Annotated in this window: 24 protein-coding genes and 1 tRNA gene; 20 read left to right on the top strand and 5 right to left on the bottom strand. The window is 61.4% G+C overall.

The genetic code is table 11. The features are described 5' to 3' along the window. Positions 1-19: 19 nt before the first annotated feature. The 10 genes from PQQ86_RS15485 to poxB all read left to right on the top strand — a co-directional run bounded on the left by PQQ86_RS15485 (position 20) and on the right by poxB (position 12,937). Positions 20-1,279, top strand: coding sequence for an MFS transporter (locus tag PQQ86_RS15485; RefSeq protein ID WP_408268290.1), 1,260 nt, complete (start codon positions 20-22; stop codon positions 1,277-1,279). A gap of 164 nt (positions 1,280-1,443) precedes the next feature. Next, the gene (locus tag PQQ86_RS15480) at positions 1,444-2,409 is read left to right on the top strand and encodes a MurR/RpiR family transcriptional regulator (RefSeq protein ID WP_408268289.1); all 966 of its coding nucleotides are present in this window, start codon (positions 1,444-1,446) and stop codon (positions 2,407-2,409) included. Next, a complete protein-coding gene (locus PQQ86_RS15475) occupies positions 2,406-3,398 on the top strand; it encodes an isoaspartyl peptidase/L-asparaginase family protein (protein ID WP_408268287.1) in 993 nt (330 codons plus the stop codon). Before PQQ86_RS15480 ends, PQQ86_RS15475 begins: the two co-directional genes overlap by 4 nt. 100 nt (positions 3,399-3,498) lie before the next feature. Beyond that, on the top strand, positions 3,499-5,421 hold the full coding sequence (locus tag PQQ86_RS15470) for a dipeptide ABC transporter ATP-binding protein (RefSeq protein WP_408268285.1): 1,923 nt from the start codon (positions 3,499-3,501) through the stop codon (positions 5,419-5,421). Positions 5,422-5,535: 114 nt separating this feature from the next. Then, on the top strand, positions 5,536-7,098 hold the full coding sequence (gene gsiB, locus PQQ86_RS15465; RefSeq protein WP_408268282.1) for a glutathione ABC transporter substrate-binding protein GsiB: 1,563 nt from the start codon (positions 5,536-5,538) through the stop codon (positions 7,096-7,098). 108 nt (positions 7,099-7,206) lie between these two features. Further along, on the top strand, positions 7,207-8,127 hold the full coding sequence (gene gsiC, locus PQQ86_RS15460; RefSeq protein WP_097390202.1) for a glutathione ABC transporter permease GsiC: 921 nt from the start codon (positions 7,207-7,209) through the stop codon (positions 8,125-8,127). 7 nt (positions 8,128-8,134) lie between these two features. Beyond that, positions 8,135-9,040: a glutathione ABC transporter permease GsiD gene (gene gsiD, locus PQQ86_RS15455; RefSeq protein WP_408268279.1), complete on the top strand. Its 906-nt coding sequence runs from the start codon at positions 8,135-8,137 to the stop codon at positions 9,038-9,040. Then, entirely contained in the window at positions 9,037-10,227 is a 1,191-nt protein-coding gene (locus PQQ86_RS15450) for a DmpA family aminopeptidase (RefSeq protein ID WP_408268276.1), read from the top strand. The genes gsiD and PQQ86_RS15450 overlap by 4 nt, the downstream gene beginning before the upstream one ends. Further along, entirely contained in the window at positions 10,227-11,060 is an 834-nt protein-coding gene (locus tag PQQ86_RS15445) for a M55 family metallopeptidase (RefSeq protein WP_408268274.1), read from the top strand. The genes PQQ86_RS15450 and PQQ86_RS15445 overlap by 1 nt, the downstream gene beginning before the upstream one ends. A 152-nt stretch (positions 11,061-11,212) precedes the next feature. Further along, positions 11,213-12,937 carry a ubiquinone-dependent pyruvate dehydrogenase gene (gene poxB, locus PQQ86_RS15440; protein ID WP_408268271.1) on the top strand — a complete coding sequence of 575 codons (1,725 nt, stop codon included), beginning with the start codon at positions 11,213-11,215 and terminating at the stop codon, positions 12,935-12,937. A 170-nt stretch (positions 12,938-13,107) separates the two neighbouring features. Here the strand turns inward: poxB and PQQ86_RS15435 are convergent, their stop codons facing one another. Further along, positions 13,108-14,082, bottom strand: a complete 975-nt coding sequence (locus tag PQQ86_RS15435; protein WP_408192333.1) for an alpha/beta fold hydrolase — start codon at positions 14,080-14,082, stop codon at positions 13,108-13,110. Between the two features lie 214 nt (positions 14,083-14,296). Here PQQ86_RS15435 and PQQ86_RS15430 point away from each other — a divergent pair, with 214 nt between their 5' ends. Together PQQ86_RS15430 and PQQ86_RS15425 are read left to right on the top strand one after the other, a co-directional pair. Beyond that, positions 14,297-15,682: an amino acid permease gene (locus PQQ86_RS15430; protein WP_408268268.1), complete on the top strand. Its 1,386-nt coding sequence runs from the start codon at positions 14,297-14,299 to the stop codon at positions 15,680-15,682. 141 nt (positions 15,683-15,823) lie between these two features. Next, on the top strand, positions 15,824-16,048 hold the full coding sequence (locus tag PQQ86_RS15425; RefSeq protein WP_408268266.1) for a DUF6900 domain-containing protein: 225 nt from the start codon (positions 15,824-15,826) through the stop codon (positions 16,046-16,048). A 96-nt stretch (positions 16,049-16,144) separates the two neighbouring features. Here PQQ86_RS15425 and PQQ86_RS15420 read toward each other — a convergent pair. Both PQQ86_RS15420 and hemN read right to left on the bottom strand, forming a co-directional pair. Next, positions 16,145-16,229, bottom strand: a tRNA-Leu gene (locus PQQ86_RS15420). 106 nt (positions 16,230-16,335) lie between these two features. After that, positions 16,336-17,721, bottom strand: coding sequence for an oxygen-independent coproporphyrinogen III oxidase (hemN, locus tag PQQ86_RS15415; protein WP_408268264.1), 1,386 nt, complete (start codon positions 17,719-17,721; stop codon positions 16,336-16,338). Between the two features lie 232 nt (positions 17,722-17,953). On the opposite strand from hemN, the gene PQQ86_RS15410 reads away from it, so the two are divergent. The 3 genes from PQQ86_RS15410 to PQQ86_RS15400 all read left to right on the top strand — a co-directional run bounded on the left by PQQ86_RS15410 (position 17,954) and on the right by PQQ86_RS15400 (position 19,880). Continuing rightward, positions 17,954-18,283: a YkgJ family cysteine cluster protein gene (locus tag PQQ86_RS15410; RefSeq protein WP_408268261.1), complete on the top strand. Its 330-nt coding sequence runs from the start codon at positions 17,954-17,956 to the stop codon at positions 18,281-18,283. 89 nt (positions 18,284-18,372) lie between these two features. Then, positions 18,373-18,966 carry a DUF1439 domain-containing protein gene (locus PQQ86_RS15405; RefSeq protein WP_408268258.1) on the top strand — a complete coding sequence of 198 codons (594 nt, stop codon included), beginning with the start codon at positions 18,373-18,375 and terminating at the stop codon, positions 18,964-18,966. 77 nt (positions 18,967-19,043) lie between these two features. Next, a complete protein-coding gene (locus PQQ86_RS15400; protein ID WP_408268255.1) occupies positions 19,044-19,880 on the top strand; it encodes an undecaprenyl-diphosphate phosphatase in 837 nt (278 codons plus the stop codon). A gap of 83 nt (positions 19,881-19,963) precedes the next feature. On the opposite strand, the gene trmB is transcribed toward PQQ86_RS15400, so the two are convergent. After that, complete coding sequence (gene trmB, locus PQQ86_RS15395) at positions 19,964-20,758, bottom strand: tRNA (guanosine(46)-N7)-methyltransferase TrmB (RefSeq protein ID WP_408268252.1); 795 nt, start codon at positions 20,756-20,758, stop codon at positions 19,964-19,966. 383 nt (positions 20,759-21,141) lie between these two features. Between trmB and PQQ86_RS15390 the strand changes: the two genes are divergently transcribed. Together PQQ86_RS15390 and PQQ86_RS15385 are read left to right on the top strand one after the other, a co-directional pair. After that, positions 21,142-21,525 carry an aggregation-promoting factor C-terminal-like domain-containing protein gene (locus PQQ86_RS15390; RefSeq protein ID WP_408268249.1) on the top strand — a complete coding sequence of 128 codons (384 nt, stop codon included), beginning with the start codon at positions 21,142-21,144 and terminating at the stop codon, positions 21,523-21,525. Positions 21,526-21,528: 3 nt separating this feature from the next. Next, positions 21,529-22,008 (top strand): hypothetical protein, encoded by a 480-nt coding sequence (locus PQQ86_RS15385; protein WP_408268246.1) that lies wholly within the window; start codon positions 21,529-21,531, stop codon positions 22,006-22,008. 358 nt (positions 22,009-22,366) lie between these two features. On the opposite strand, the gene PQQ86_RS15380 is transcribed toward PQQ86_RS15385, so the two are convergent. After that, entirely contained in the window at positions 22,367-22,648 is a 282-nt protein-coding gene (locus PQQ86_RS15380) for a helix-turn-helix domain-containing protein (protein WP_408268244.1), read from the bottom strand. Positions 22,649-22,799: 151 nt separating this feature from the next. Here PQQ86_RS15380 and PQQ86_RS15375 point away from each other — a divergent pair, with 151 nt between their 5' ends. The 3 genes from PQQ86_RS15375 (at position 22,800) to PQQ86_RS15365 (ending at position 25,449) form a co-directional block, all read left to right on the top strand. Next, positions 22,800-23,630: a hypothetical protein gene (locus PQQ86_RS15375; RefSeq protein ID WP_408268241.1), complete on the top strand. Its 831-nt coding sequence runs from the start codon at positions 22,800-22,802 to the stop codon at positions 23,628-23,630. A gap of 10 nt (positions 23,631-23,640) precedes the next feature. Next, positions 23,641-24,438 carry a hypothetical protein gene (locus tag PQQ86_RS15370; protein ID WP_408268238.1) on the top strand — a complete coding sequence of 266 codons (798 nt, stop codon included), beginning with the start codon at positions 23,641-23,643 and terminating at the stop codon, positions 24,436-24,438. A gap of 66 nt (positions 24,439-24,504) precedes the next feature. Continuing rightward, positions 24,505-25,449 (top strand): hypothetical protein, encoded by a 945-nt coding sequence (locus PQQ86_RS15365; protein ID WP_408268235.1) that lies wholly within the window; start codon positions 24,505-24,507, stop codon positions 25,447-25,449. Positions 25,450-25,614: the final 165 nt, after the last annotated feature.

Genomic DNA, 25,614 nt, shown 5'->3' with positions numbered 1-25,614 from the left:
CCGTCGCAGGAGTTCATCGATGCACGCCGCTTCCTCTTCGTCGTCTTCATCCGCGATCCGTCTGCCGGCCGCTTTCCAGCGGCTCGCATGGTCGAATCTGGTCGCGCAATCCGCTGAGCAGATCAGCCTTGCCGCCGCACCGCTCGTCGCCGTGTTCGCGCTCGGCGCCGGCGCACGCGAGACCGGCCTGCTGCAAACCGCGCAGACTTTGCCGTTCCTGTTGTTGTCGATTCCGCTCGGCGTATGGGCCGACCGCCGCTCGCGCCGCACGTTGATGACGCTCGCCGAAAGCGTGCGCGTGATCGCGATGTTGTGCGTGCTGCTGCTGTTGATGACGCATGCGCTGAGCTTGCCGCTGCTCGCCGCGCTCGGCTTCATTGCCGCGACCGGCACGGTTGCCTACAACATCGCGGCGCCCTCGCTGGTGCCCTCGATCGTGCCGCGCGAGGCGTACGCCCAGGCCAACGGCCGGCTCGAATTGGCGCGCAGCGTCGCGTATTCGGCGGGACCGGCGCTCGGCGGACTGCTGGTTGGCTGGATCGGTGCGGGATGGGCGTATGGCTGCGCGGCCGGGCTATCGGCGCTGGCCGTCGCATTGCTCGCGGGGCTGCGCGAACCGTTGCGAGCGGCTGCTCCCCAGCGCCACTTCCTGCTGGAACTGCGCGACGGTACGCGCTTTGTGCTGCGCGACGCGTTGCTGCGGCCGATGCTCGCCACTGCGATCTTCTTCAACCTCGGTTTCTTCGTGCTGCAGGCGGTGTATGTACCGTACGCCGTGCATCGGTTGGGCTTGAGCGCTTCGATGGTCGGTGTGACGCTCGGCGCGTACGGTGTCGGCATGGTGTGCGGCGCGCTGGCTGCACCGGCCATTGCGCGGCGTCTCGCGTTCGGCCGTGTGCTGATCATCGGACCGTCGTGCGGTTTGCTCGCTTCGCTCGTGATGGTGGCGACGATCGTCACGCCGTCGTTCTGGCTCGCGATGCTGAGCTTCTTCCTGCTCGGCGCCGGACCGATTCTGTGGGTGGTCGGCTCGACCACGCTGCGTCAGGCGATCACACCTGAACGGATGATGGGCCGCGTCTCGGCGCTCAACAGCACCGCGACCTATGGCGCGCGGCCGCTGGGTGCGCTGCTCGGTGCGGCGATCAGCGCGCGCTGGGGAATGGACGCGTGTCTGGTCGCGGCTGCAGCGGCTTTCCTTGTGCAGGCGCTGATCATCGTGATGTCGCCGGCGGCGCGGCTCGCGCACATTCCCGAAGGCGCAGCGGTTGCACAATGAAAACTGGTTTTCATCGGATGGCACGCGTTGCATGTCGACGTGCTCACAGGCGTCCGTGAAAACCCTCGAAAATGAAAATGAATTTTTTTCGGCGAGTTTTCTATGTAAATATACTTTCATTCATTTTGATTACAGCCGCCGCGCGACCGCGTCGGCTCACTCGCATGATCCATCACTCGTCCGTTGCTTCGAACCCCGCCGAGCAGGCCATCGCCGCGCGTATCGCCACGGCGATGCCGACCCTCACGCCGATCCATCGGCGCATGGGCGAATACGTGCAGGCGAATCTGTTCCGCGCGGCGACCATGCGGATCGACGAACTGGCGAGTGTGGTCGGTGCGTCGGTGGCGACGGCGAATCGCTTCGCTCGCGCGCTCGGCTTCGACGGTTATCCGCAGTTTCGGGAAGCGCTCGTACGCGGTTTCGAGGCGACGCTCGCGCCGGTCGAGCGGTTGCGTAGCGCGCAGGAATCGCTCGCTTCCGGCGACGATCTGATTGACGCGTCGCTCGAACAGGCCGCCACCAATCTGCAATCCACGCGTTCTGCGATCGACAGCGCCGCCGCCGAGGCCGCCGTAGAAGCGATCATCTCCGCGCGTCGCGTCTTCGTGCTCGGCGCGGGTTCGAGCGCGTTCCTCGCAGGCCTGATGGAGCACGGTCTGATGCCGTATCACGACAACGTGCAATCGCTCGCGTTTGTCGGCGGACCGTCACACGCCGCGCGGCGTCTGTTCGCCTCGAATGAAGGCGATCTGGTGATCGGGATCGCGTTTCCGCGCTACGTCGAAGACACGATCGAGCTCGCGCGGCGTGCGGCAAGCCGCGGGGCACGTGTGCTTGCGCTAACCGACAGCCCGCGCTCGCCGCTCGCGCAATTCGCCGATCTCTCGCTCTATATCCGCTCCGAGCGGCGACTCGCAGCCAATGCCGATTCGGCCGTGCTGGCCGTCATCGAAGCGCTGTGCGACGCGGTCGCCTACCGGGCGAAACGCTCGGTGAAGGCCGCCGCCGAGGTCACCGAGTTCGTGCTGCCGTGGCTCACCGATCCGCAAACCATGGCCGCCGGCACGAGTGAACAACCCGCGCGCGTTTCTACCCGCACCACCCGCACTACCAAAGCCAAAAAATGAACTCCAACGCAGTCATTGCCATTCACGGCGGGGCAGGCACGATCCTGCGCGCATCGATGTCGGCCAGCGCCGAAGCCGACTATCACGCTGCCTTGCACGCTGTGCTGAGCACCGGACAGCGCGTACTCGCTGACGGCGGCAGCGCGCTCGACGCCGTCAGCGAAGCCGTCCGTCTGCTCGAAGACTGTCCGCTCTTCAACGCAGGCCGCGGCGCGGTCTACACAGCGGCCGGCACGCATGAACTCGACGCAGCCATCATGGACGGCAGCACGCTCGACGCTGGCGCGATCTGCTGCGTGACGCGTGTACGCAATCCGATTCTGGCGGCGCGTCGAGTGCTCGAGCGCAGCGAACATGTGCTGTTCACCGGCGCAGGCGCTGAAGCCTTCGCGGCCACGCAAGGACTTGAATTCGTCGAGCCCGAGTATTTCCATACTGAAGCACGTCATCGCCAATGGCAACTCGCACGCGGGCAGCAGCGCGCAATGCTCGATCACGACGGCGCGACGTTGGCCTCCGCGTCATCGTCAAGCGACGACGATCCCACGCCGCACGAGCCGATCGATCCGAATCGCAAGTTCGGCACGGTAGGCGCGGTCGCGCTCGATCAGCATGGCCACGTTGCAGCTGCTACATCGACAGGCGGTGTCACCAACAAGCAGGTGGGCCGGGTCGGCGACACGCCGCTGATCGGCGCAGGCTGTTACGCGGACGACGCAACCTGCGCGGTCTCGACCACCGGTTCCGGCGAGATGTTCATGCGCATGGTGGCCGCCTACGACGTCGCGGCGCAGATGGCGTACCGCAACGTCTCGCTCGAAGAAGCAGCGCACGACGTGGTGATGAACCGCTTGCCGAAGATCGACGGACGCGGCGGTCTAATCGCCGTCGATGCACGCGGCAACGTCACGCTGCCGTTCAACACCGAGGGTATGTATCGCGGTTTTGCGCGAATCGGCGAATCGCCGGAGACGGCGATTTATCGCTAGCGCGGTCTTGCTGCGCCGTCGCTTGAACCGCTTGCTTGAGTTGCCGCTTGAATTTTCGTTTGAATCACCGTTAGCCGTGTTCGAATCCAAAGGAACCATCGTGCCGACTTCATCGCACACCGCCCGTCCGCTTATCGAAACCTTGCCGCCGCAACGCGTGCTTGCGGTTGACGATCTGTCGGTCGCATTTCGCAGCGGCGACAAGACCGTCAACGCGGTGCGCAATCTCTCGCTGACCGTCGAGCGTGGCGAGACGCTGGCGATCGTCGGCGAATCGGGCTCGGGAAAATCGGTGACATCGCTCGCCCTGATGCGGCTGATCGAGCATGGCGGTGGGCGCCTTGCCGGCGGCAGCATCACCTTCCGGCGCCGCGACGGCAGCGTGCTCGACCTCGCGAAAGCGTCGTCCGGCACGATGCGTTCGATTCGCGGCGCCGACATCGCGATGATCTTCCAGGAGCCCATGACCTCGCTGAATCCAGTGTTCACGGTGGGCGATCAGATCAGCGAAGCGATTGCCTTGCATCAAGGGAAGAGCCGTTCTGCCGCGCACGCCGAAACGCTGCGTCTGCTCGAACTCGTGCGCATTCCGGAAGCGCGCCGGGTGGCCGCACGTTTTCCGCATCAGCTATCCGGCGGTATGCGTCAACGCGTGATGATCGCGATGGCGCTGTCGTGCAAGCCCGCACTGTTAATCGCCGACGAGCCGACCACGGCGCTCGACGTCACGATCCAGGCGCAGATCCTGCAACTGATTCGCGGCCTGCAGGACGAGATGAACATGGGCGTGATCTTCATCACGCACGACATGGGTGTAGTGGCCGAGGTGGCCGATCGCGTGCTGGTGATGTATCGCGGCGAAAAAGTGGAAGAGGGGGCATCGGATACGCTGTTCGCCGCGCCGTCGCATCCTTATACGAAGGCATTGCTTGCGGCGGTCCCGCGCCTTGGCGCGATGCAGGGCACCGATCAGCCCGCCAAGTTTCCGATTCTGTCCGTCGAGCAGGCGGCGCTCACCGGTACCGACGAAGCCGTTCGTCCCGCAGCCGCCGTCGCGCAAGAAACCCAACCGCTGGTCCACGACAGCACGCCGCCGATTCTGCGCGTGCGCGATCTGGTCACGCGCTTTCCGGTCAAGAGCGGTGTGTTCGGGCGTTTGACGGGCCGCGTGCATGCGGTCGAGAAAGTCAGCTTCGATCTGCGCCCGGGTGAAACGCTCGCACTGGTCGGCGAGTCGGGTTGCGGTAAATCGACGACCGGCCGATCATTGCTGCGCCTGGTTGAAAGCCAGAGCGGTTCGATCGAATTCGACGGCAAGGAAATCAGTTCGCTCACAGGCCCTGCGTTGCAGGCGCTGCGCCGCAATATCCAGTTTATTTTCCAGGACCCGTTCGCTTCGCTGAATCCGCGCTTGACGGTCGGCTTCTCGATCATGGAGCCGCTGCTCGTGCACGGCGTCGCTCAAGGCGCGCAAGCACAGGCACGCGTGGCGTGGCTGCTCGAAAAGGTCGGGCTGCCGCGCGAGGCCGCAGGCCGCTATCCCCACGAATTTTCAGGTGGGCAGCGGCAACGCATCGCGATTGCGCGTGCGCTGGCATTGAATCCGAAAGTCGTCATCGCCGACGAATCGGTCTCCGCACTGGACGTCTCCGTGCAGGCGCAGATCGTCAACCTGATGCTCGATCTGCAACGCGAGCTCGGCGTTGCGTATCTGTTCATTTCGCACGACATGGCGGTGGTGGAGCGAGTCAGCCATCGCGTAGCGGTGATGTATCTCGGCCAGATCGTCGAGATCGGTCCGCGCCGCGCGGTGTTCGAAGCGCCGCAGCACCCGTACACGAAGAAGCTGATGGGCGCGGTGCCGGTCGCCGATCCGGCGCGACGTCACGCGAAACGCATGCTCGCCGCCGATGAAATTCCGAGTCCAATCCGCTCGCTAAACGACGAGCCGGTCGTGGCGCCGCTGATTGCGGTCGGACCGGATCATTTCGTGGCTCAGCATCGGGTCGGGGGCGCTTACTAGGCGCGATAGACGCTTACCCACGCGCAGACCTGAACCACGCACTAAAACTGAAGCCAAACTGTTTTCTCTCGCAGCACATAACCCTGTTTCAATTCGCAGCCTGGAGCCAACCTCATGAACCTGCTGGTCCCGTCTTCTCCGTTTCGTTTGCGCGCGCTGGTCAGCGGCGGCGCGGTGGTGTTCGCGATGCTCGCCGGCAGTGTGGCGCACGCCGATACCACGGCCGTGATGGCCGTTGCGTCGACCTTCACGACGCTCGATCCGTACGATGCTAACGACACGCTGTCGCAAGCCGTCGCCAAGTCGTTCTATCAAGGCCTGTTCGGTTTCGACAAGGACATGAAGCTGGTCAACGTGCTGGCCGACAGCTACGAAGCGAGTCCGGACGCCAAGGTTTACACGTTCAAATTGCATCACGGTGTGAAGTTCCAGGATGGTACCGACTTCAACGCCGCAGCAGTGAAAGCGAACTTCGACCGCGTGACCGATCCGGCGAACAAGCTCAAGCGCTACAACATGTTCAACCGTATTGAGAAGACCGAAGTGGTCGATCCGTACACGGTGAAGATCACCCTGAAGGCGCCGTTCTCGGCGTTCGTCAACGTGCTGGCGCATCCCTCGGCGGTAATGATTTCGCCTGACGCCCTGAAGAAGTACGGCAAGGACATCGCGTTCCATCCGGTCGGCACAGGTCCGTTCGAACTGGTGAAGTGGGACCCGGCTGGCGACCTGACGGTGAAGAAGTTCGCGGGTTACTGGAAGAAGGGTTACCCGAAGGTCGATGCGATCGACTGGAAACCGGTGGTCGACAACAACACACGTGCTGCATTGATGCGCACCGGTGAAGCGGATTTCGCGTTCCAGGTGCCGTTCGAACAGGCGGCGCAATTGCAGTCGAGCCCGAAGGTCGATCTGATTGCTTCGCCGTCGATCATCCAGCGCTATATCAGCATGAACGTCAACCAGAAGCCGTTCGACAATCCGAAGGTGCGTGAAGCGCTGAACTACGCGGTCAACAAGGATGCGCTGATCAAGGTCGCGTTTGCCGGGTACGCAACGCCAGCTGAGGGCGTGGTGCCGCAAGGTGTCGAGTACGCGACGAAGCTCGGCCCCTGGCCGTACGATCCGGCCAAGGCGCGTGAGCTGCTGAAGGAAGCGGGTTATCCGAACGGTTTCGAAACAACGCTGTGGTCCGCGTATAACTACTCGACCGCGCAGAAGGTGATTCAGTTCGTGCAGCAGCAATTGGCGCAAGTCGGCATCAAGGCGCAGGTTGAAGCACTCGAAGCGGGTCAACGCGTCGCCAAGGTGGAAAGCGCGCAGGATCCGGCGACCGCGCCGGTGCGCATGTACTACGCAGGCTGGTCGTCGTCGACGGGTGAAGCGGACTGGGCGATCACGCCGCTGCTCGGGTCGGTCTCGTTCCCGCCGAAGATGGTCAACACCGCGTACTACAAGAATGACACGGTCGATACCGATCTGAAGCAGGCGCTCGAAACCACCGACCGCACGCAGAAAGCCGCGCTCTACACCGACGCGCAAAAACGCATCTGGGCCGACGCGCCGTGGATCTTCCTCGTCAAGGAGAAGGTTGTGTACGCGCGCAGCAAGCGTTTGTCGGGCGCATATGTCGCGCCGGATGGCTCGTTCAATTTCGACGAGATCGCGATCAAGTGATGAGCGGACCGTTCGGCGCGGCGTGTTCTTCACGAACGCACTGGCCGGACGGTCGTGTACTGCTCTGAAAGATCTTTCGTTGCCCGCATCATTGCCGGATTGGGTTTCATGCTGAACTTCCTCGTCAAACGTATCTTCGGCCTGCTGCCGACGCTCTTCATCGTCGCCGTGCTGGTGTTCCTGTTCGTGCATCTGTTGCCCGGCGATCCGGCGCGCCTCGCGGCCGGTCCCGAAGCGGATGAGGCGACCGTTGCGCTGGTGCGTGCCGATCTCGGCCTCGATAAGCCGATGCCGCAGCAATTCGCCAACTTCTTCCTGAAGATCGCGCACGGCGACTTCGGCACGTCCACGCGCAGCAAGCGGCCGGTCAGCCAGGAGATCGGCGAGCGCTTCATGCCGACGTTGTTGCTTACGCTCGCGAGCATGGTGTGGGCAGTGGTGCTCGGCATGGGGATCGGGATCGTCTCGGCGGTGTGGCGCAATCGCTGGCCGGACCGGCTTGGCATGACGCTCGCGGTGTCGGGCATTTCGTTTCCCGCGTTCGCGCTCGGCATGCTGCTGATGGAGATCTTTTCGGTGAAGCTCGGCTGGCTGCCGATTGTCGGCGACGGGTCCTGGAAGAGCTACGTGCTGCCTTCGCTCACGCTCGGCGCGGCAGTGGCGGCGGTGATGGCGCGCTTCACGCGTGCTTCGTTCGTCGAGGTGATGAATGAAGATTTCGTGCGCACCGCACGCGCCAAGGGTGTGCCCGAACGACTCGTCATCGTCAAACACTGCCTGCGCAACGCGATGATTCCCGTTATCACGATGATGGGGCTGCAATTCGGCTTCCTGCTGGGCGGCTCGATCGTAGTCGAAGTGGTATTCAACTGGCCGGGCCTCGGGCGCCTGCTGGTGGATGCCGTGGCGATGCGCGACTATCCGGTGATTCAGGCGGAAGTGCTGTTGTTCTCGCTTGAGTTCATCATCATCAACCTGGTTGTGGACGTGCTGTATGCCGTCATCAACCCGACCATCCGTTTCAAGTGAGGCCCGCATGAGCATCTTAGCCACCGAGGCGAATGCGGCCAAGGCCGCTCTCGTAGAAAACGCGATTCGTACGCCATGGAGCGAATTCTGGCGCAAATTCCGTAAGCAGCATGTGGCGCTCGGCGCCGGCATTTTCGTGCTGCTGCTGGTCGCGGTTGCGATTCTCGCGCCGCACATCGTGCCGTACGATCCGGAGAATTTCTTCGACTACGACGCGTTGAACGCGGGCCCTTCGGCCGCGCACTGGTTCGGCGTCGATTCGCTGGGCCGCGATATTTTCAGCCGCATTCTGGCGGGTTCGCGTATTTCGCTCGAGGCCGGTTTTCTGTCGGTGGCGATCGGCGCGGTGATCGGTACCTTCTTCGGCTTGCTGGCCGGTTACTACGAGGGCTGGTGGGACCGCATCACCATGCGTGTCGCCGACGTGCTGTTTGCCTTTCCCGGCATTCTGTTGGCGATCGGTGTGGTCGCGATTCTCGGCAACGGCATGATCAATGTGATCTGCGCGGTGGCGATTTTCAGCATCCCGGCGTTTGCGCGGCTCGTGCGCGGCAATACACTGATGCTCAAGCAACTCACGTATATCGAAGCGGCGCGCAGCATCGGCGCATCGGACTGGACCATCATCGTGCGGCATATTCTGCCGGGGACGATTTCGTCGATCGTGGTGTACTTCACGATGCGGATCGGTACGTCGATCATCACGGCGGCGAGCCTGTCGTTTCTCGGACTCGGCGCGCAACCGCCGATGCCGGAGTGGGGCGCGATGCTCAACGAAGCGCGCGCGGATATGGTCACCGCGCCGCATATCGCGCTGTTTCCGAGTCTGGCGATTTTCCTCACCGTGCTGGCATTCAATCTGCTCGGCGACGGTTTGCGCGATGCGCTTGATCCGAAGCTCGACCGGCCATGAGTTCGGCTGGAACGGTAGGCGAAAGCGCGCCGCATATCGGTGTGTTGCCGAGCGGCCCGCGCGGAACGATTGCCGACGTAGAAGGTGTGACGGTCGGACATTGCACGCTGGATGATGGCGCTGTGCAAACCGGCGTGACCGTGATTCGTCCACATCGTGGCGATCCCTTTCTAGCGAAGGTGCCTGCGGCTGCTTCAGTGATCAACGGTTTCGGCAAAAGCATCGGGCTCGTGCAGGTCGAAGAGCTCGGCGTGCTGGAGACGCCGATTGCGTTGACCAATACGTTTGGCGTGGCCGCTGTCGCACAAGCGCAGATTCGCGCTGCGATTCATGCCAATCCTCAAATCGGACGCGAATGGTCCACGGTCAATCCGCTAGTGTTCGAATGCAATGACGGATACCTGAGCGATATTCAGGCGCTGGCTGTCAGCGAGCGGCATTTCACCGATGCATGTGAAGCGGCAAGCGCTGATGTCGCGAGCGGTTCGGTCGGCGCGGGAAGGGGCATGTCATGCTTCGATCTGAAGGGCGGGATCGGCAATGCGTCGCGCGTCATTGGGGTAGCAGGGCGGAGCTATACGGTTGGCGCATTGGTGCTGGCGAACTTCGGTCGCCTGCCGATGTTGACGATCGACGGCACGCCGCTCGGTCGTGTGCTGGCCGAACGCGCGGGTGGATCTGCTGCGGCGAGTTCGGCGGGCTTGGCAACTTCAGCAACGTCAGCGGCTTCGGCCAACTCAGCGACCTCGACCACCTCAGCCATCTCAACCAGCCCAGCAGCCTCAGCGATTCACTCGGCCGCCTCGAAACCCGAACAAGGCTCGATCATCATGATCGTCGCCACCGACGCGCCGCTCGACGCTCGTCAACTCAAGCGTCTGTCATTGCGCGCCGCGGCCGGTCTCGCACGAACCGGTTCGGTGTACGGCCACGGCAGCGGCGACATCGCGTTGGCGTTTTCAACGGCCTACACCGTGCCGCACGAATCCGACTTTGTCGCCTTGCCGCCCGTGCTCGCCGACGCACGCCTCGATCCGTTATTTCGTGCCTGCGCGGACAGCGTCGAGCAAGCGATCGTCGATGCGCTATGGCGTGCCACGTCTGTGACGGGCCGCGACTGTCATCGTCGCCTGTCGCTGCACGACACCGCACCCGACCTCGCTCAACTTCTCAAGCAATCTTCCTGATGAAAGTCCTGATTTCCGTCGACATCGAAGGCGTAGCCGGCGTGTTCCATCCCGAACAAACGCGTGCGGGCAACGGCGAATACGAAGCCGCGCGCCGCTGGATGACGCTCGAAGCCAACGCCGCAATCGAAGGCGCGTTTGCAGGTGGCGCCACACACGTATGGGTCAACGATTCGCATGGCGGCTTTCGCAATCTGCTGCCCGATCTGCTCGACGCGCGTGCCCAGGTGGTGCTCGGCAAACCGCGTACGCTCGGCATGATGACCGGACTTGAATACGGCGCGGCGCTGGTGTTCATGATCGGCTATCACGCGAGGTCGCAAACGCGCGGCATTCTCTCGCATACGATCAACAGCTTTGCGTTCGCGCGTGTTGCGCTAAACGGCGTCGAAGTCGGCGAGGCGGGATTGTACGGAGCGCTGGCGGAAGAATATGGCGCACAGGTAGTGCTTTTGTCCGGCGACGATGTATTCGCCGAGGAAACCGCGCCGCGCTTTCCGGGCGCGCGTTTCGTGGTCACCAAGAGCGCGACGGGACATGCGAGCGGCGTCACGCAAACGCCGGCAAGCGCTCGCGACGCGATCGAAATTGCCGCACGCGAAGTGGTACGGCACTACATCGATAAGGGGCACGCGCCGCAAGCCACGCGCGCTGCCGCGAAGCCTGTCGAATGCGAGTTGCGCGTGCAAACTACCGTACTTGCCGATCTGTTCTGCCAATGGCCGACGCTCACGCGCGTTGACGCCGTCACGTTGCGCTTTGGCGCGGAGTCGGCGGAACATGCGGTGCGCATGCTGAACTGCCTGTCGGCGATGTCGTTCATGCTGCGCTGAGTCGTGTGACGAGGAGCGATGCCGGCCCAGCGCGGCCGTCCATCACGCTTACGTTTCGATAAAACGCTGCCCGCGCGGTGACACGTTTGGCGAGGAAGCGGTACTCTCTGCCATTCCAGAGGTACCGTCTCTCTCACTTAGCGGAGTACAGCATGGGTAAGCAGACTATCGCGGATTATCTGGCCAGAACACTGGCGGCAGCAGACGTCGAACGGATTTGGGGCGTGACCGGCGACAGCCTGAACGGCCTGTCGGATAGCTTGCAACGGCTCGGATCGATTCGCTGGATGCATACGCGCCACGAAGAAGTCGCGGCCTTCGCCGCCGGCGCCGATGCCGCGGCCACTGGCAAGCTCGCCGTCTGCGCGGGCAGTTGCGGTCCCGGCAACCTGCACCTGATCAACGGCCTGTACGACTGTCATCGTAATCATCAACCCGTGCTCGCGATCGCCGCGCACATCCCCTCCTCGGAAATCGGCCTCGGTTACTTCCAGGAAACCCATCCGCAAGAGTTGTTCAAGGAGTGCAGCCACTACGTCGAGCTGGTGACGAACCCGTCGCAGTTTCCACGCGTGCTGGCTCGCGCGATGCGCACTGCGATCGAAGAGCGCGGCGTCGCGGTGATCGTGCTGCCCGGCGACGTCGCGCTTGGCGAAGCGCCTGATGAAACGCCGGCGTGGGCTGGCACGCTCGAACGCTCGACGGCGGTGCCCTCCGGCGCGGATCTCGACCGCCTTGCCGATATGCTGAATCAGGCGGGCGGTGTGACGCTGCTGTGCGGCAGCGGCTGCGCGGACGCGCATGACGAAGTGGTGGCCTTTGCCGATCAACTCGCCGCGCCTACCGTGCATGCATTGCGCGGCAAACAATACGTGGAATGGGACAACCCGTTCGACGTCGGCATGACCGGACTGATCGGCTTCAGCTCCGGCTATCACGCGATGATGTCGTGCGACACGCTTGTGATGCTAGGCACCGATTTCCCGTATCGCAACTTTTATCCGTCACATGGCAACGTGGTGCAGATCGACCGCCGCGGCTCCGCGCTCGGCAAGCGCGCGCCTTTGAAGCTGGGCCTTGTCGGCGACGTCAAGGCGACCCTGCAGGCGCTGTTGCCCATGATCAAACCCAAGACCGACCGGCGCTTCCTCGAGAACGCCCGCAAGCACTACGCGGATACGCGCAAGGACCTCGACGATCTCGCCCGCCCATCCGATCCGGGGCGCGCGATTCATCCGCAATACCTGACCAGCATCATCGACAAAGTGGCGAACGAAGACGCCGTATTCTCCGCCGACGTCGGCACGCCGACCCTCTGGGCCGCGCGTTATCTGACGATGAACGGCAAGCGCAGTCTGCATGGCTCGTTCAATCACGGCTCGATGGCCAATGCGATGCCGCAGGCGCTGGGGGCGCAAGCGGCGCAGCCGGGGCGCCAGGTGATTTCGCTATCGGGCGACGGCGGGTTGTCTATGTTGCTCGGCGATCTGCTCACCGCGCGCCAACTGAATCTGCCGATCAAGGTGGTCGTGTTCAACAACAGCACGCTCGGCTTCGTTGCGATGGAGATGAAGGCGGGCGGCTACCTCGAAAGCGGTACCGATCTCGCCGCCACCGACTTCGCGGCGATTGCGCGCGGCGCCGGCATCTACGGTGCACGGATCGAACTGTCGGAAAACATCGAGCCGGCGTTGCGAGAGGCATTCGCGCATCCTGGCCCTGCGGTGATCGACGTGGTGACGGCAAAGCATGAACTCGCGTTGCCGCCGAAGATTCAATGGGCCCAGGCGAAGGGTTTCAGTTTGTATATGCTGCGGGCGGTGCTCAATGGCCGCGGTGATGAGGTGGTTGAATTGGCGACTACGAATTTGCGGTGAGCAGCGTTGGAGTCGCAGAGCGCCGGAGCTTCAGCTATGGTGCGGCTTTAGCGCTCGAGTGTGGTTGAGTGAGCTTGGTTGCGCTTGAGTGCGCTTGAGTGTCAAAGCGTTTTGCTTGCATTGGCGTATGCGCGATCCCTCTCGCGCATACGCATCAAACCGGCTGCGGTCTATTGTTGCCGGCTCAACTCCCGCGCCGCCCGATCGATCACATCCGCAACCGCTCCCGCATGCGACACCGGCACGAGATGGCTCGATGAGATCGGCACGATCTTCGCGCCCATCCGGTTGGCCATGAACTGTTCGACTTCAGGCGATATCGCACGGTCCCTCGTTGTCACGATGTACCACGAAGGCTTTTCGCGCCACGCGACCTGACTGACCATTTCGCTGAAGGCCCTGGCGGCGATCGGCTGCTGCGCGGCGGAGAGCACGCGCGTCAGATTCTCGGGCACATCGGCGGCGAAGTCGGCGTGATATTTGCCGCGGTCGAGCCACAAGAAGCCCGTCGGGTCCGCGGTGATGCCTTGACTCGCGGGCGCCGGCGCCGCGCGCTTCATCAGGTCCATCGTAGATTCGTGCAGGTCCGGTGCAATCGCCGCCACATAGACGAGACCGGCGACGTTCGGCGCGTTCGCGCCGGCCTCGGTGATCACGACACCGCCCCATGAATGCCCCACGAGGATGGTCGGGCCATCCTGGCGCGCGAGAACACGGCGGGTGGCGGCAACATCGTCGGCGAGCGACGTGAGGGGGTTCTGCACCGAACTCACGTGATAACCCTTCTGCTGCAATTTCGCGACGACACCGTTCCAGCTCGACCCGTCGACGAACGCGCCGTGAACCAGCACGACGTTGCGTACGGGGCCGGTCATCGGTGTTGCGGGTGGTTTGGCGGCAGTCGCCTTCGGAGTAGCGGGTGCTGCGGGCTTGGGAGCGGTGGCGGCAGGCGTCGCGGGTACTACGGCCGGTGGGGCGGGTGGCGGTGGCGGCGCGGGTGCTTCCGGTGCGCTCGACTCCATGCCCGGCATGTCGGCTGGTTCGGCGGCGGGTTCTGCCGTGGGCGCCGCGGTTTGCGCGAGGGCACCCGCCGCAGCGAAACAGAGACACAAAGCAGCGGCGCAAAGCAGACGTTTGGGCAACATGTTGAATCTCCGAAGGCAGAAACCTCGACTAGGGCAACATACAGAAGCCCCACGCCAGTGACAATCACTATCCGCGCCGTTAGGTGCGGCGCAGAACCAAGCGCGGGTTGCTCCCAGTATTTAGGTAATATCGGCCGCGGTAAAATTTCAGGTTCTGCCGGGGCGGACCATAAGTCTGATCGGGCGATCGATATCCATACACTGGGGCGCAATTTTGAATAGTGCACAGCAGCAAGACGGCCTGAAGCGCGGGCTGAAGAATCGTCACATCCAGCTGATCGCGCTGGGTGGGGCGATCGGCACGGGCCTGTTCCTCGGCTCCGCCAGCGTGTTGAAGGCCGCCGGCCCGTCGATGATTCTCGGCTACGCGATCGGCGGCATCATTGCCTTCATGATCATGCGCCAACTCGGCGAAATGGTCGCGCAGGAACCAGTTGCCGGTTCGTTCAGCCACTTCGCGTACAAGTATTGGGGTGATTTTCCCGGTTTTCTGTCCGGCTGGAACTACTGGGTGCTGTACGTGCTCGTGAGCATGGCCGAGCTGACCGCGGTCGGCACTTACGTGCATTACTGGTGGCCGGGTGTGCCCACGTGGGTATCGGCGCTGGTGTGCTTCGTCGTCATCAACGCAATCAATCTCGCCAACGTCAAAGCGTACGGCGAAACCGAATTCTGGTTTGCGATCATCAAGGTGGTAGCGGTGATCGGTATGATCCTGTTCGGCGGCTATCTGCTGATCAGCGGCCATGGCGGGCCGCAAGCCTCGATCACCAATCTCTGGGCTGACGGCGGTTTTTTCCCGCACGGTTTTCATGGCCTGTTCATGATGCTCGCGGTCATCATGTTTTCATTCGGCGGGCTCGAGTTGATCGGCATTACGGCTGCAGAAGCGGCTGATCCGCAAAAGAGCATTCCGAAGGCCGTTAATCAGGTGATCTACCGGATTCTGATTTTCTACATCTGCTCGCTGGCGGTGCTGCTTTCGTTGTATCCATGGAATCAGGTCGCGGCCGGCGGCAGCCCGTTCGTGATGATCTTCTCGCAGATTGGCTCGACGCTGACGGCGAACATCCTCAACGTGGTGGTGTTGACCGCGGCGCTGTCGGTCTACAACAGCGGCGTGTATGCGAATAGCCGCATGCTCTACGGTCTCGCGGAACAGGGCAACGCACCGCGCGCGCTGATGAAGGTTGACCGGCGCGGCGTGCCGTATATGGCGATTGGTTTGTCGGCGCTCGCCACGTTCACCTGCGTGATTATCAACTATCTGATTCCGGCCGAAGCGCTCGGTCTGCTGATGGCGCTGGTGGTGGCCGCGCTAGTGCTGAACTGGGCGCTGATCAGCCTGACGCATCTGAAGTCGCGCAAGGCGATGGTGGCGGCGGGCGAGACCCTCGTGTTCAAGTCGTTCTGGTTCCCGGTCAGTAACTGGATCTGCCTCGCTTTCATGGCGCTGATCCTCGTGATTCTGGCGATGACGCCGGGCCTGTCGGTCTCGGTATGGCTCGTGCCCGCGTGGCTCGTCGTGATGTGGGCCGGTTATGTGTTCAAGCGTCGGCGTGCGGCGACGCATGGCGGCGCGCAGGTGGCAGGGCGGTAAGGCGGATATTGGGTGCCGGCGCCATTGGTGTCGGACCGCTCAATGTCGAGAAGAGCTTCAATATGCGGCGTAACGCCACATATTGCTTATGCAATTATTGCCTAAGCTGATAAGTGCAATGTCGCACGTCAGGAGCCAAACATGAACGCCACCATCGAACACGACGCACGTCTGGAATTGTTGCTGTCGATCGCGCATGAAACGCTCGGTATCGCGACGTTCGAACTGAGCGGCAAGCCGAGTGCCGATTTACGCATCGTGCGTGTCGATAGTCTCGCGCGAGCGCTGGAAGCGGCCTACGACACCGGCCTCATGGTCGGTCATCGAGTGAGCTCGAATAAAAGTCCGGCTGACCATTTTCAGTAGTGCGCTTTGGACGATTTGCAGAAGGCAACAAAAAACCCCGCGCAGCATGACTGGGCGGGGTTTTCTGATCTTTTACGGTACTGCTGGAATTTCTTTTGGTGCCCAGGGCCGGAATCGAACCGGCACGCCTTGCGGCGGGGGATTTTGAGTCCCCTGCGTCTACCAATTTCACCACCTGGGCAGGTCTTGCAGCGCACGTGCCAGAGTATGGCTCGCGGCGAAGACGCAGATTATGGCGGAAAATTTGGCGACGGGCAAGCCGGTCGCCTTCTTCGTATGCTTAGCCCTCAAACCGTGCGTGAAAATCGTTCGAGCGTCTGCTGACCGAGATAGCGGTCGAACACCATCGCGATGTTGCGCACGAGCATGCGTCCGGCCATCTGCACTTCGAGCTTGCTCTCACTCACCGACACCAGCCCGTCCTGCTCGAAGCCGTGCAAGCGCTCCAGTTCCGGCTCGAACGTATCGGCGAAGCGGATGCCGTACGCGGCTTCGAATTCGTCGAAGCGCAGTTCCAGATTGCACATCAATTGCGTGATCACATCGCGACGCAGACGGTCGTCCGCAGTGAGGCGCACGCCGCGCGTGATCGCGAGCTTGCCCGCATCAATTGCGGCGGCGTAGCCTGGCAGGTCCTTGACGTTCTGCGCGTACACGTCGCCGACTTTGCCGATCGACGACGCGCCGAAGCCGATCAGATCGCATTCCGCCCGCGTGCTGTACCCCTGAAAATTCCGATGCAATGTGCGCTGCGCTTGTGCGCGCGCGAGTTCGTCGGTGGGCAGCGCGAAGTGATCCATGCCGATGTAGACATAACCCGCTTCGGTCAGGCGCTCGACTACCCGCTGGAGGATCGCAAGGCGCAGGGCAGGCGAGGGCAGCGTGGCCTCATCCATCTGCCGTTGCATCTTGAAGAGCTGCGGCATGTGCGCATACGCGAACACCGAAAGACGATCGGGTGCGAGTCTGATCATCGTGTCGAGCGTGCGGCTGAAGCTATCGACCGTTTGATGCGGGAGTCCGTAAATCAGATCGACGCCGATCGAGTGGAAGCCGGTATCACGCGCGGCTTGCATCACCGACGCAGTCATCTCGAACGGCTGAATGCGATTGATCGCCTGCTGCACTGTCGGATCGAAATCCTGCACGCCGAGACTGAGCCGGTTGAAGCCGAGCGTGCGCAAATGCGCAATGGTCTCGGGCGACGCTTCGCGCGGATCGACTTCGATCGAATATTCGCCTTCGGTATCGGGCAGCAACGTGAAGAGTTCGCGCGCCGCGGCCATCAGTTCCGCCATTTCATTGTGCGACAGGAACGTCGGCGTGCCGCCGCCCCAATGCAATTGCGACACGGGGCGTCGCGTGTCGAAACACGCGGCCTGCAAAGCCATTTCGCGCTTCAGGTGCTCGACATAGGGACGGGCGTGCGCGCGGTTCTTGGTGGCGACCTTGTTGCAACCGCAGTAGAAGCACACGGTGTCGCAAAAGGGGATGTGGAAGTACAGCGAGAGATCGGTGGCAGAGGCGCCTGGGTCTGCGGCGGCGCGCAGATAGTCGGCGGGATCGAAATCGTCGCGGAACTGCAAGGCGGTCGGATAGGACGTATACCGTGGACCGTTCGCGCTGTATTTGGCGAGCAGGTCGGGGCGGAATAGGGTGTTGGCGGTGGTCATGGGGCGCTCGGGTTTGACGGCCACCCTTGACGAGGCACGAGCCGGCGGATTCTCGGGACCGGTTCGAACAGCGCAAACGCCTCTTGAGCGTGGCCTTTCGTATCCATCAAGTTTATGTGAGCGACCCTTCGCCGAATTGTGTAAAAAGGTCGCACAGGATGCAATGGCACAATGCGGGTCTGGCGCTGCGTTGTGTGTCGTGTTGCATGTTTTCGAGTTCAGGAAAAATGTCGTGAGTGATGTGTCGAACAGCGTTGTGAAGCGTGAGTCCCCGTTCCATGTGACCGATCATGCGTGCCGCCCCGATTGCGGCGCGTGCTGTATCGCGCCGTCGATTTCGAGCCCGATCCCCGGTATGCCGAATGGCAAACCGGCGGGTGTGCGCTGCGTGCAACTCGGCGATGATCTGCGCTGCGCGATCTTCGGTCAGCCGGAGCGGCCGGCGTGCTGTTCCGGACTGCAACCGCAGACGGACATGTGCGGCACGAGCCGCAGCGAGGCGCTCGCATGGCTCACCCAGCTTGAAGCGCAGACTCAACCGCAACCGGTGGTGCGCCAATAGCGCGCGGGAACGATTCCGCCACGTCATCCATCCGGACCAACAACCCAACGCAACCGCATGCTCGAGAAGGCTTCCACAGGAGATTTCGCATGACTCGACCCGCTGCGCCGACCCGGCGCCGCTTCCTGCTTGCCGCGCTGACAGGCTGCACCGCGCTTGGCATCACCGTGTCGCTGGCTGCCTGCGCGACATCGACTTTCCCGTTCATCCCCTCGCATTACACGTTCTCGCAACAGCAGGTGCAGGACGCGGTGCAGCGCAAATTCCCCTATCAGCGCACGGTTTCGCAAGTGTTCGACGTCGCGCTGAGCAATCCGGTGGTCGGCTTCCTGCCGGACGCGAACCGCGTCTCGGTGAAGCTCGACGCCCGCCTCGCGAGCCCGTTCATGCCGCAACCGGTCGACGGCGTATTCACACTGTCGAGCGAACTGGCCTACGACGCCGCCAGCAAGTCGGTCGTGCTGAAGTCGCCGAGCGTCGACAACGTCAGCGTGAGCGGCCAGGCGCAGGCCTACACGCAACAGATCAATGCCGCGGCGGCTGTGCTCGCTACGCAGTTGCTGACCAACTACCCGATCTACACCTTCAAGCCCGAACAGCTGCAATTTGCCGGGGTGAATTACGAACCCGGTACAATCACCATCCTTACAAACGGCATACGCGTGCAAATCGTCGAGAAATGACGCTGCGCGGCCGGCAGGGCCGCGCGCACCGTGCCGACCCTGTTCGTTTCGACTATCTATAACAACGAGGGTCACGGATGGACTGGCTATTGGCTTGCAAGGCGCTGATTCTGGGCGTCGTCGAAGGGCTGACGGAATTTTTGCCGGTGTCTAGCACCGGCCATTTGATCGTCGCGGGCAGTCTGCTCAATTTCACGGATGAACACGCGAAAACTTTCGATGTCGTGATCCAGCTCGGCGCGATTCTGGCCGTGTGCTGGGAGTTTCGCCGCCGCATCGGCAGCGTGGTGGTCGGCTTACCCAGCCGGCCCGACGCGAGGCGCTTTACGCTGAATGTGATCATCGCGACGATTCCGGCGATTGTGCTCGGCCTGCTGTTCGAGAAGGCCATCAAGGCAGCGCTGTTTTCGCCCGTGCCGGTCGCGTTCGCGTTAGTGGCGGGCGGGGTGGTGATTCTGTGGGCGGAAGCACGTCAGCGCGCGCGGGGCGACGTGGCGGCACGTGTTCAGAACGTCGACAATTTGAGCCCGCTGGATGCGTTGAAAGTCGGCCTCGCTCAATGTTTTGCGTTGATCCCGGGCATGTCTCGCTCGGGTTCGACGATCATCGGCGGGATGCTGTTCGGCCTCGATCGGCGCGTTGCTACGGAGTTTTCTTTCTTCCTCGCGATTCCGATCATCTTCGGCGCGACGGCTTACGAACTCTATAAAGACTGGCATCTGCTGTCCGTCGACGCGCTTGGCAGTTTCGCGCTCGGCTTCGTAGCGGCCTTCATCAGCGCCTTCGCCTGCGTGCGCTGGCTACTGCGCTACATCGCCGCGCACGATTTCACCGTGTTCGCGTGGTACCGGATCGGCTTTGGACTGTTGATCCTGCTGGTGGGTTACAGCGGCGCGTTGAGCTGGGCGGACTGAGCCTCCACTTGTTTTTCGCGTCATGAAAAAAGCCCGCGTTTGCGGGCCTTTTTGCTTATGGCGAGCACAACTGCAGTGCGGTTTTATACCGCGCCGCGCTTCCTGAACACCAGATCCCACACACCATGCCCGAGCCGCAGCCCACGGCGCTCGAACTTCGTCACCGGACGATACTCGGGACGCGGCGCGTAGCCGTCAGCGGTATTTTCCAGAGCAGGATCGGCGCCCAGCACCTCGAGCATCTGCTCGGCGTAGTTCTGCCAGTCGGTCGCGCAATGCAGATAGGCGCCTGGCTTCAGACGCGAAACCAGCAACGCGACGAACTTCGGCTGGATCAGCCGGCGCTTGTGGTGGCGTGCCTTGTGCCAGGGGTCGGGAAAGAAGATATGCACGCCGTCGAGGCTGTCCGGCGCGATCATCTGTTCGAGGACTTCGACTGCGTCGTGCTGAATGATACGGATGTTCGACAGCGTCTGCTCACCCATCAGCTTCAGCAGCGCGCCGACGCCTGGCTCGTGCACTTCGACGCCGAGGAAGTCGTCGCCGGGACGGTGCGCGGCGATCTCCGCGGTGGTCGCGCCCATCCCGAAGCCGATTTCCAGCACACGCGGCGCTGCGCGGCCGAACACACTGTTCCAGTCAGGTTGCTGCGGCGCGAAGGGCACGACGAAGCGCGGGCCGAGTTCGTCCATCGCGCGGCGCTGGCCGGTCGATACGCGACCCGCGCGCGTGACAAAGCTGCGGATACGGCGACGATGCAAGGCTTCGTCTTGCGGGGTGTCGGCAGTCGCGTCGGCGTCGGCCGGTTGGCTTTCGGCTTCGGTGGAAGGCGGCGGGAGTTCGTCGGGCAGGCCGGCGTCGTTTGGATCGTGGATCATTATCGATACTGCTTACTAGGGTGAGGGCCTGGCGGCTTGCATGGCGTGTTGCGAGGCACCGTTTGCGCTTGCGCGGCATGGGCAGTTCGCAGGCGCGGTTCGCTCGAATCGCTATGCCGGGCCGCTGCCACTACAAAAAAGCCGCCTTCATGGGAGGCGGCTCGTGCTGGATTCTGCTGAAGGCTCAGCAGGAAGGTGGAGCGGGCGTTGCAAGTGCGCGTAAGGTAGCACACCCGAAAAGGGTGCGTCCAGACGGTGGCCGCCTTGGGGGGAGCCTGAATTCGGCATCAAGATTACGTTTTCATAACCGCGACAGCCATTCGTATGATTTAATCGAGCTGTAAGCCATCCCGTTGCAACGATTATCAAAACGAAAATCCACTATGGGCAAACACGCACACAATCATCGTCAGGCAAAAGCCGCCAAAACGGGTTGGGTCGCTATCGATCCAACTGCGGTTCCGACTACTTCCCAGAATGCACTTCGCAAGGCAATGGCCATTGAAGGCGTGCCGCTCACGCAATTCAACGATTTACTGTGGCTCATGGCGCAGGAATCGAGTGGTGTGGTCGACGTGCGCAATGGGAAATCGTCCGCACGCGGGCTTTATCTATTGCTGCGGCCTCAATATGAATTGAATCCGAATGGCGAAAAATCTTTCGGTAATGCGGTTGAAGAATGTCAGGGCGGGATTCGCTATATTCTCGGGCGCTATCACACCGCGGCATCAGCGCGGCTGTTCTGGGAAAAACATCACTGGTATTGAGCAATGAAAAAGTTTCTCTTGATGAGCTTCGTCTCGGCCATGTGCTGGATGGGTGTCGCGCACGCCGCTGATACTGGCGCGCCGCGCTTTGAAGACTTCGCAGTCAGCGACACATTTGCAGGCAAAGCGGCGAAAGTGCGGCTCGTATCCGCGGACGACAAGGAGTATGCGACGCGTATCCGCGAAGCCAGCCGGCAGAAGCCGAACTTCGCGGGGCACTATGTGCTGGCAAGCTGGGGCTGCGGGGCGTCCTGCGTGTCCAGCGTGGCGATCGACGCGAAGACCGGACGCGTCACGTGGCTTCCTTTTACGGTGTGCTGCTGGGACGTGGATGTGAAGGAGCCGATCGAATTCCGGCGCGACAGCCGCCTGCTGGTGGTTCACGGCAGCAGGAATGAAGCGGGCAGCGGGACGTACTACTACGCGTTGGACAAAGACGATTTCAAGCTGGTCAAGGCGATCGAGAAGGCTGCGAAGAACTAGCGGCAGCTCGCGCAATGGCGCGTTGACACCACGCGGACTCATCTTGCGTTTGTGCGATTTCTCGAATGACAGACGGGGAGGGCGTGGCGGGTGGGAAGTGCGGCAAGGTGCTGCAGATGCAGATCCTTTCGCGAAGCCGCCTGGTTAATCGCCAGGCTGGCTGAAAAGAATCTGGAGCGGGCGATGGGAAACTGCTCCAACTTCCCGGAAATGCCCGCCAGCCGGTCCTCCACTCACATTAGCGCCCAAAAAACAGGCAAAAAAGTGTGGGTGAAAAGCGTGGGTATTCAACCCAAGCAGGCGCGGAGTATAACAAGTATCCGAATCGTCGAGCTACGAGGGGAACTGCCCGGCGCATCTATTTCGCTGCCGTATCGTCACCGCTCACATCATCTAGGTCGCCGAAAAACTCTGACGGGCGAACCCCCAGTGTTCGTATGATTTTCATGATGTTGATAAGTGCGAGATTGTGTTCGCCGCGTTCGATTCCGCCCATATAGCTCCGGTCAATACCACAAGCATCCCCGAACGCCTCTTGTGAGAAGCCCTGCTGTCTGCGTCTTCGTCTCACGGCTTCGCCGAACGCTACTACGGCGGGGTGCTTAGCCTTGATTTGGCTGGGAGTAGAGGAGGTTGCCATACCCAATGTTTCCTCCAGAGTGAATAAAACTCCACGGGATAAGAGAACACGGGATATAAATTCGCGGGATATGGTTACAGTTTGCGCTATGATCGCACCCAGCATGGCGGATGCCGTGTCCTGTTCAATCAACTAGAAACATGGGTGCGATATGCGAGGCAAATTAACAGCGGCAGTGATAGCGGTTTCGCTAGCCGCTTGTGGCGGTGGGGGCGGCGGCGACAACCAAACGAACTCGACGACTACCACCACGCCTGCGGCGGTGGTCCCGACTGACGCACAAATCCGTGCTGACATTGCAATCAGCCAAGGCACGACAAGCAACACTCCTATCTGGGATACCTCCGGAGCATACGGCGCGATTGGCAATCCCTATAAAGGCAGCGTGGACGGTCTGCACTCGTATCGCTGGAACATCGAACGCGATGGCCTGATTCCCTTTCTGGACACAAGCAACAGTGCGACCGTCACTACCGCTCTGAACAACCTGGAAGCGGCGATCGGCAAAACCGTGTTTAACCGCCTTCCGGCAACGACGAACCCGGCATCCGTCACACGAGGGGTGATCTTCAACAATGCGACGCCGCCGACTGCCAGTGCAAGCGAGCCAAATAACTGCGGTCAGCTGTATGCAAATCGTCAGAATATTTTCAGCCAATGGGTTGATCCGACCTATTCCATCGATCCGCCGCTCGCCGCTGATTGGCAAGCAGAAGTGGATTCCAGCCCGCTCATCGATCCCCGCCCGACGTTCAACGTCGATGTCGATTTCAGCAATGTCAGTTGCGCACCGTTTGAGCCGCTGGTTGAGCATGAACTCGTGCATGCCCTCGGTCTGACCAATCACTTTGACGGCTTTGGACAGGGCAGCGGTGGCAACTGCAACGGCGCGATTTGCACCGATCGCACCTATCCCGTTCTGAAAACCCTGTATGCCAATCCGCCGATGACTGTCATCAGCAACATGACCATCGCCCGCTGAGAGATCGCCCATGAAAAAACTGATTGCCCTGCTGACTGCCATCGTTGCATTTGCCGTTCAAACGCCTGCATCGGCTCAAGTCATCGCATCTGTGAATATGAATTGGGATCAGGGCTCATATCCGGCCCACTTCATTGATAACTACAAGGACAGCTTTATCCGTAATTTTGCGAGCGTGCCGAACATCGATCCGAAACAGGTGGCGTTGCTGACCGTTCCGGGCTTCTACAAAGAACACAACCCATACAAGCAGGCCGATGTGGTGAGGGCGAGCGTAGGGAAGCTCAAGAGCTTGTCATACGGCAAGGATGGGCTGGTTGCTATCACGGTAAATCGCGCCGCTGAATTCGATCTGACTAACCCCGCGACCGGCGAATACAAAGTGGATTTCTCCTTCCCGCATGATGCCGGCGAAGTGAAGGGCTTCCATTTCTCACTGACCGGACAACCGAACTATGACTACGGTTTTAACTATGCCTTCTCGTTCGCTCAGACGAAGAAGAACGGCGTGGTGAAGACTCTCGGTCAAGCTCGGGCACGACAGATTGAAGATCTCATCGGCGGTCAACGTGATCAATACGGCCACGTTCTGCTGCCCGTCACCTTCTACGTCAAGCTCAAAACCGCCAAGGTGGATGAAGCCTACGAGCAGGGAATAAAGGCAACCATTGGTGTTGAGATCGAATCCGCTGACATTGCGTTCGGCGACGCGAATTCGGTCAAAACCATTTCGCATCTGGACAAGCAGGACATCCAGTCGCCGGCCGCCACAGCGAAAGATGGCACGGTTCCGCGCGGCTGGTATTGACGCATAGCAAGCCTGCGGCTACCTGCCCCGCAGTTCATCCGGCAGGATTCATATAGGGGAACCGCGATGCACAGCGACGATAATCGCACAAAGTCGGGCAGCTATTTTATCGACGGCGAGGGCGACGTGTTCGCCAGCGTTCAGCAACAGATAGAAGCCGGGGCATTGCCTACAGACGGACCGACCGCCGCCAATTTCAAGCTGGGCGCGCACCGCTTCAAGAGCCAACAGGTTCAAAGCGATCCCCTTCCGTATTTAGGCCCGGCAATGGATGTCACGGATGGTCTTGAGCGGGTGCTGGATTCTGCGTCGGCGGCTGTCCGGCTGGCATTCCGTTTCTTTCCTTTCGTCGTGCCGCTGCTGATTCTTTCTCGATATAGTGATCGCTACATTCCCTTCGGCATGACCTATCTGCTCATGAACCTGCTTCGGTGGGCAAGCGTTCCGTTGTTTATCTATCAAGCGGTGCGAGGCGTCGTGCGTTTGTCACGACGTTCGGACAAGGCGGAAAATCGTGGGATTGGGTCCAGGCCGATATACGAGCGCATTCAATTGCCGGATGGCAAAGTTGCGGTTACGTTCCGGCAGCGACGTCTGAATTTCGTGGCCGCCGATATCGTGACGGCAGTGCCAGTTATCGGGGCGATTCTTGCAGGACTTGCTGCATGCTTCTATGTAGCCGTCAACGATAACCTGCTGGTCGGGGTGCTACTGATGCCTGTTGCAGTTCTCACGCCAATGCTGGTGGTGCATCGTCTCAACTGGCGAACCCACACGATCACGATTGAGCCGGGTGTTGGCATTCGATCGGGCAGTCAACTCGTGAGCTACAAAGACGTCTACGATTTCGGTTGGCAAGCTTCGCAACGCACCGGCAAAGGTGGCTATCTCAGCATGACGGATTCCGTCGCTTACGCGATGATGAACGGCGGCAAGAAAGTCCTACTTACGAAAGAAATGCGTGGGAATACTGCAGCAAGCATCTGTGGACTGATTCGCGAGCTCGCGTGATCGGCAGCGAACTGAGCAATCGCGATGATTCTTCCATTCTTGAACGGCTTATCCACGGTTTTCGAAGCGGCCCCCTGTGAGGGCCACGAGCTAGAAAACGGTGGACAAGCCGCCCGATCAACCCCAATGCTTTTTCTTGCCATCATACGGTGCTGAGAAGTTATT

Origin of the sequence: Paraburkholderia sediminicola, assembly GCF_046026675.1 — a bacterium.
GTDB classification, from domain to species: Bacteria; Pseudomonadota; Gammaproteobacteria; order Burkholderiales; family Burkholderiaceae; genus Paraburkholderia; species Paraburkholderia sediminicola_F.
This window is presented reverse-complemented; position numbering and strand designations above follow the sequence as displayed.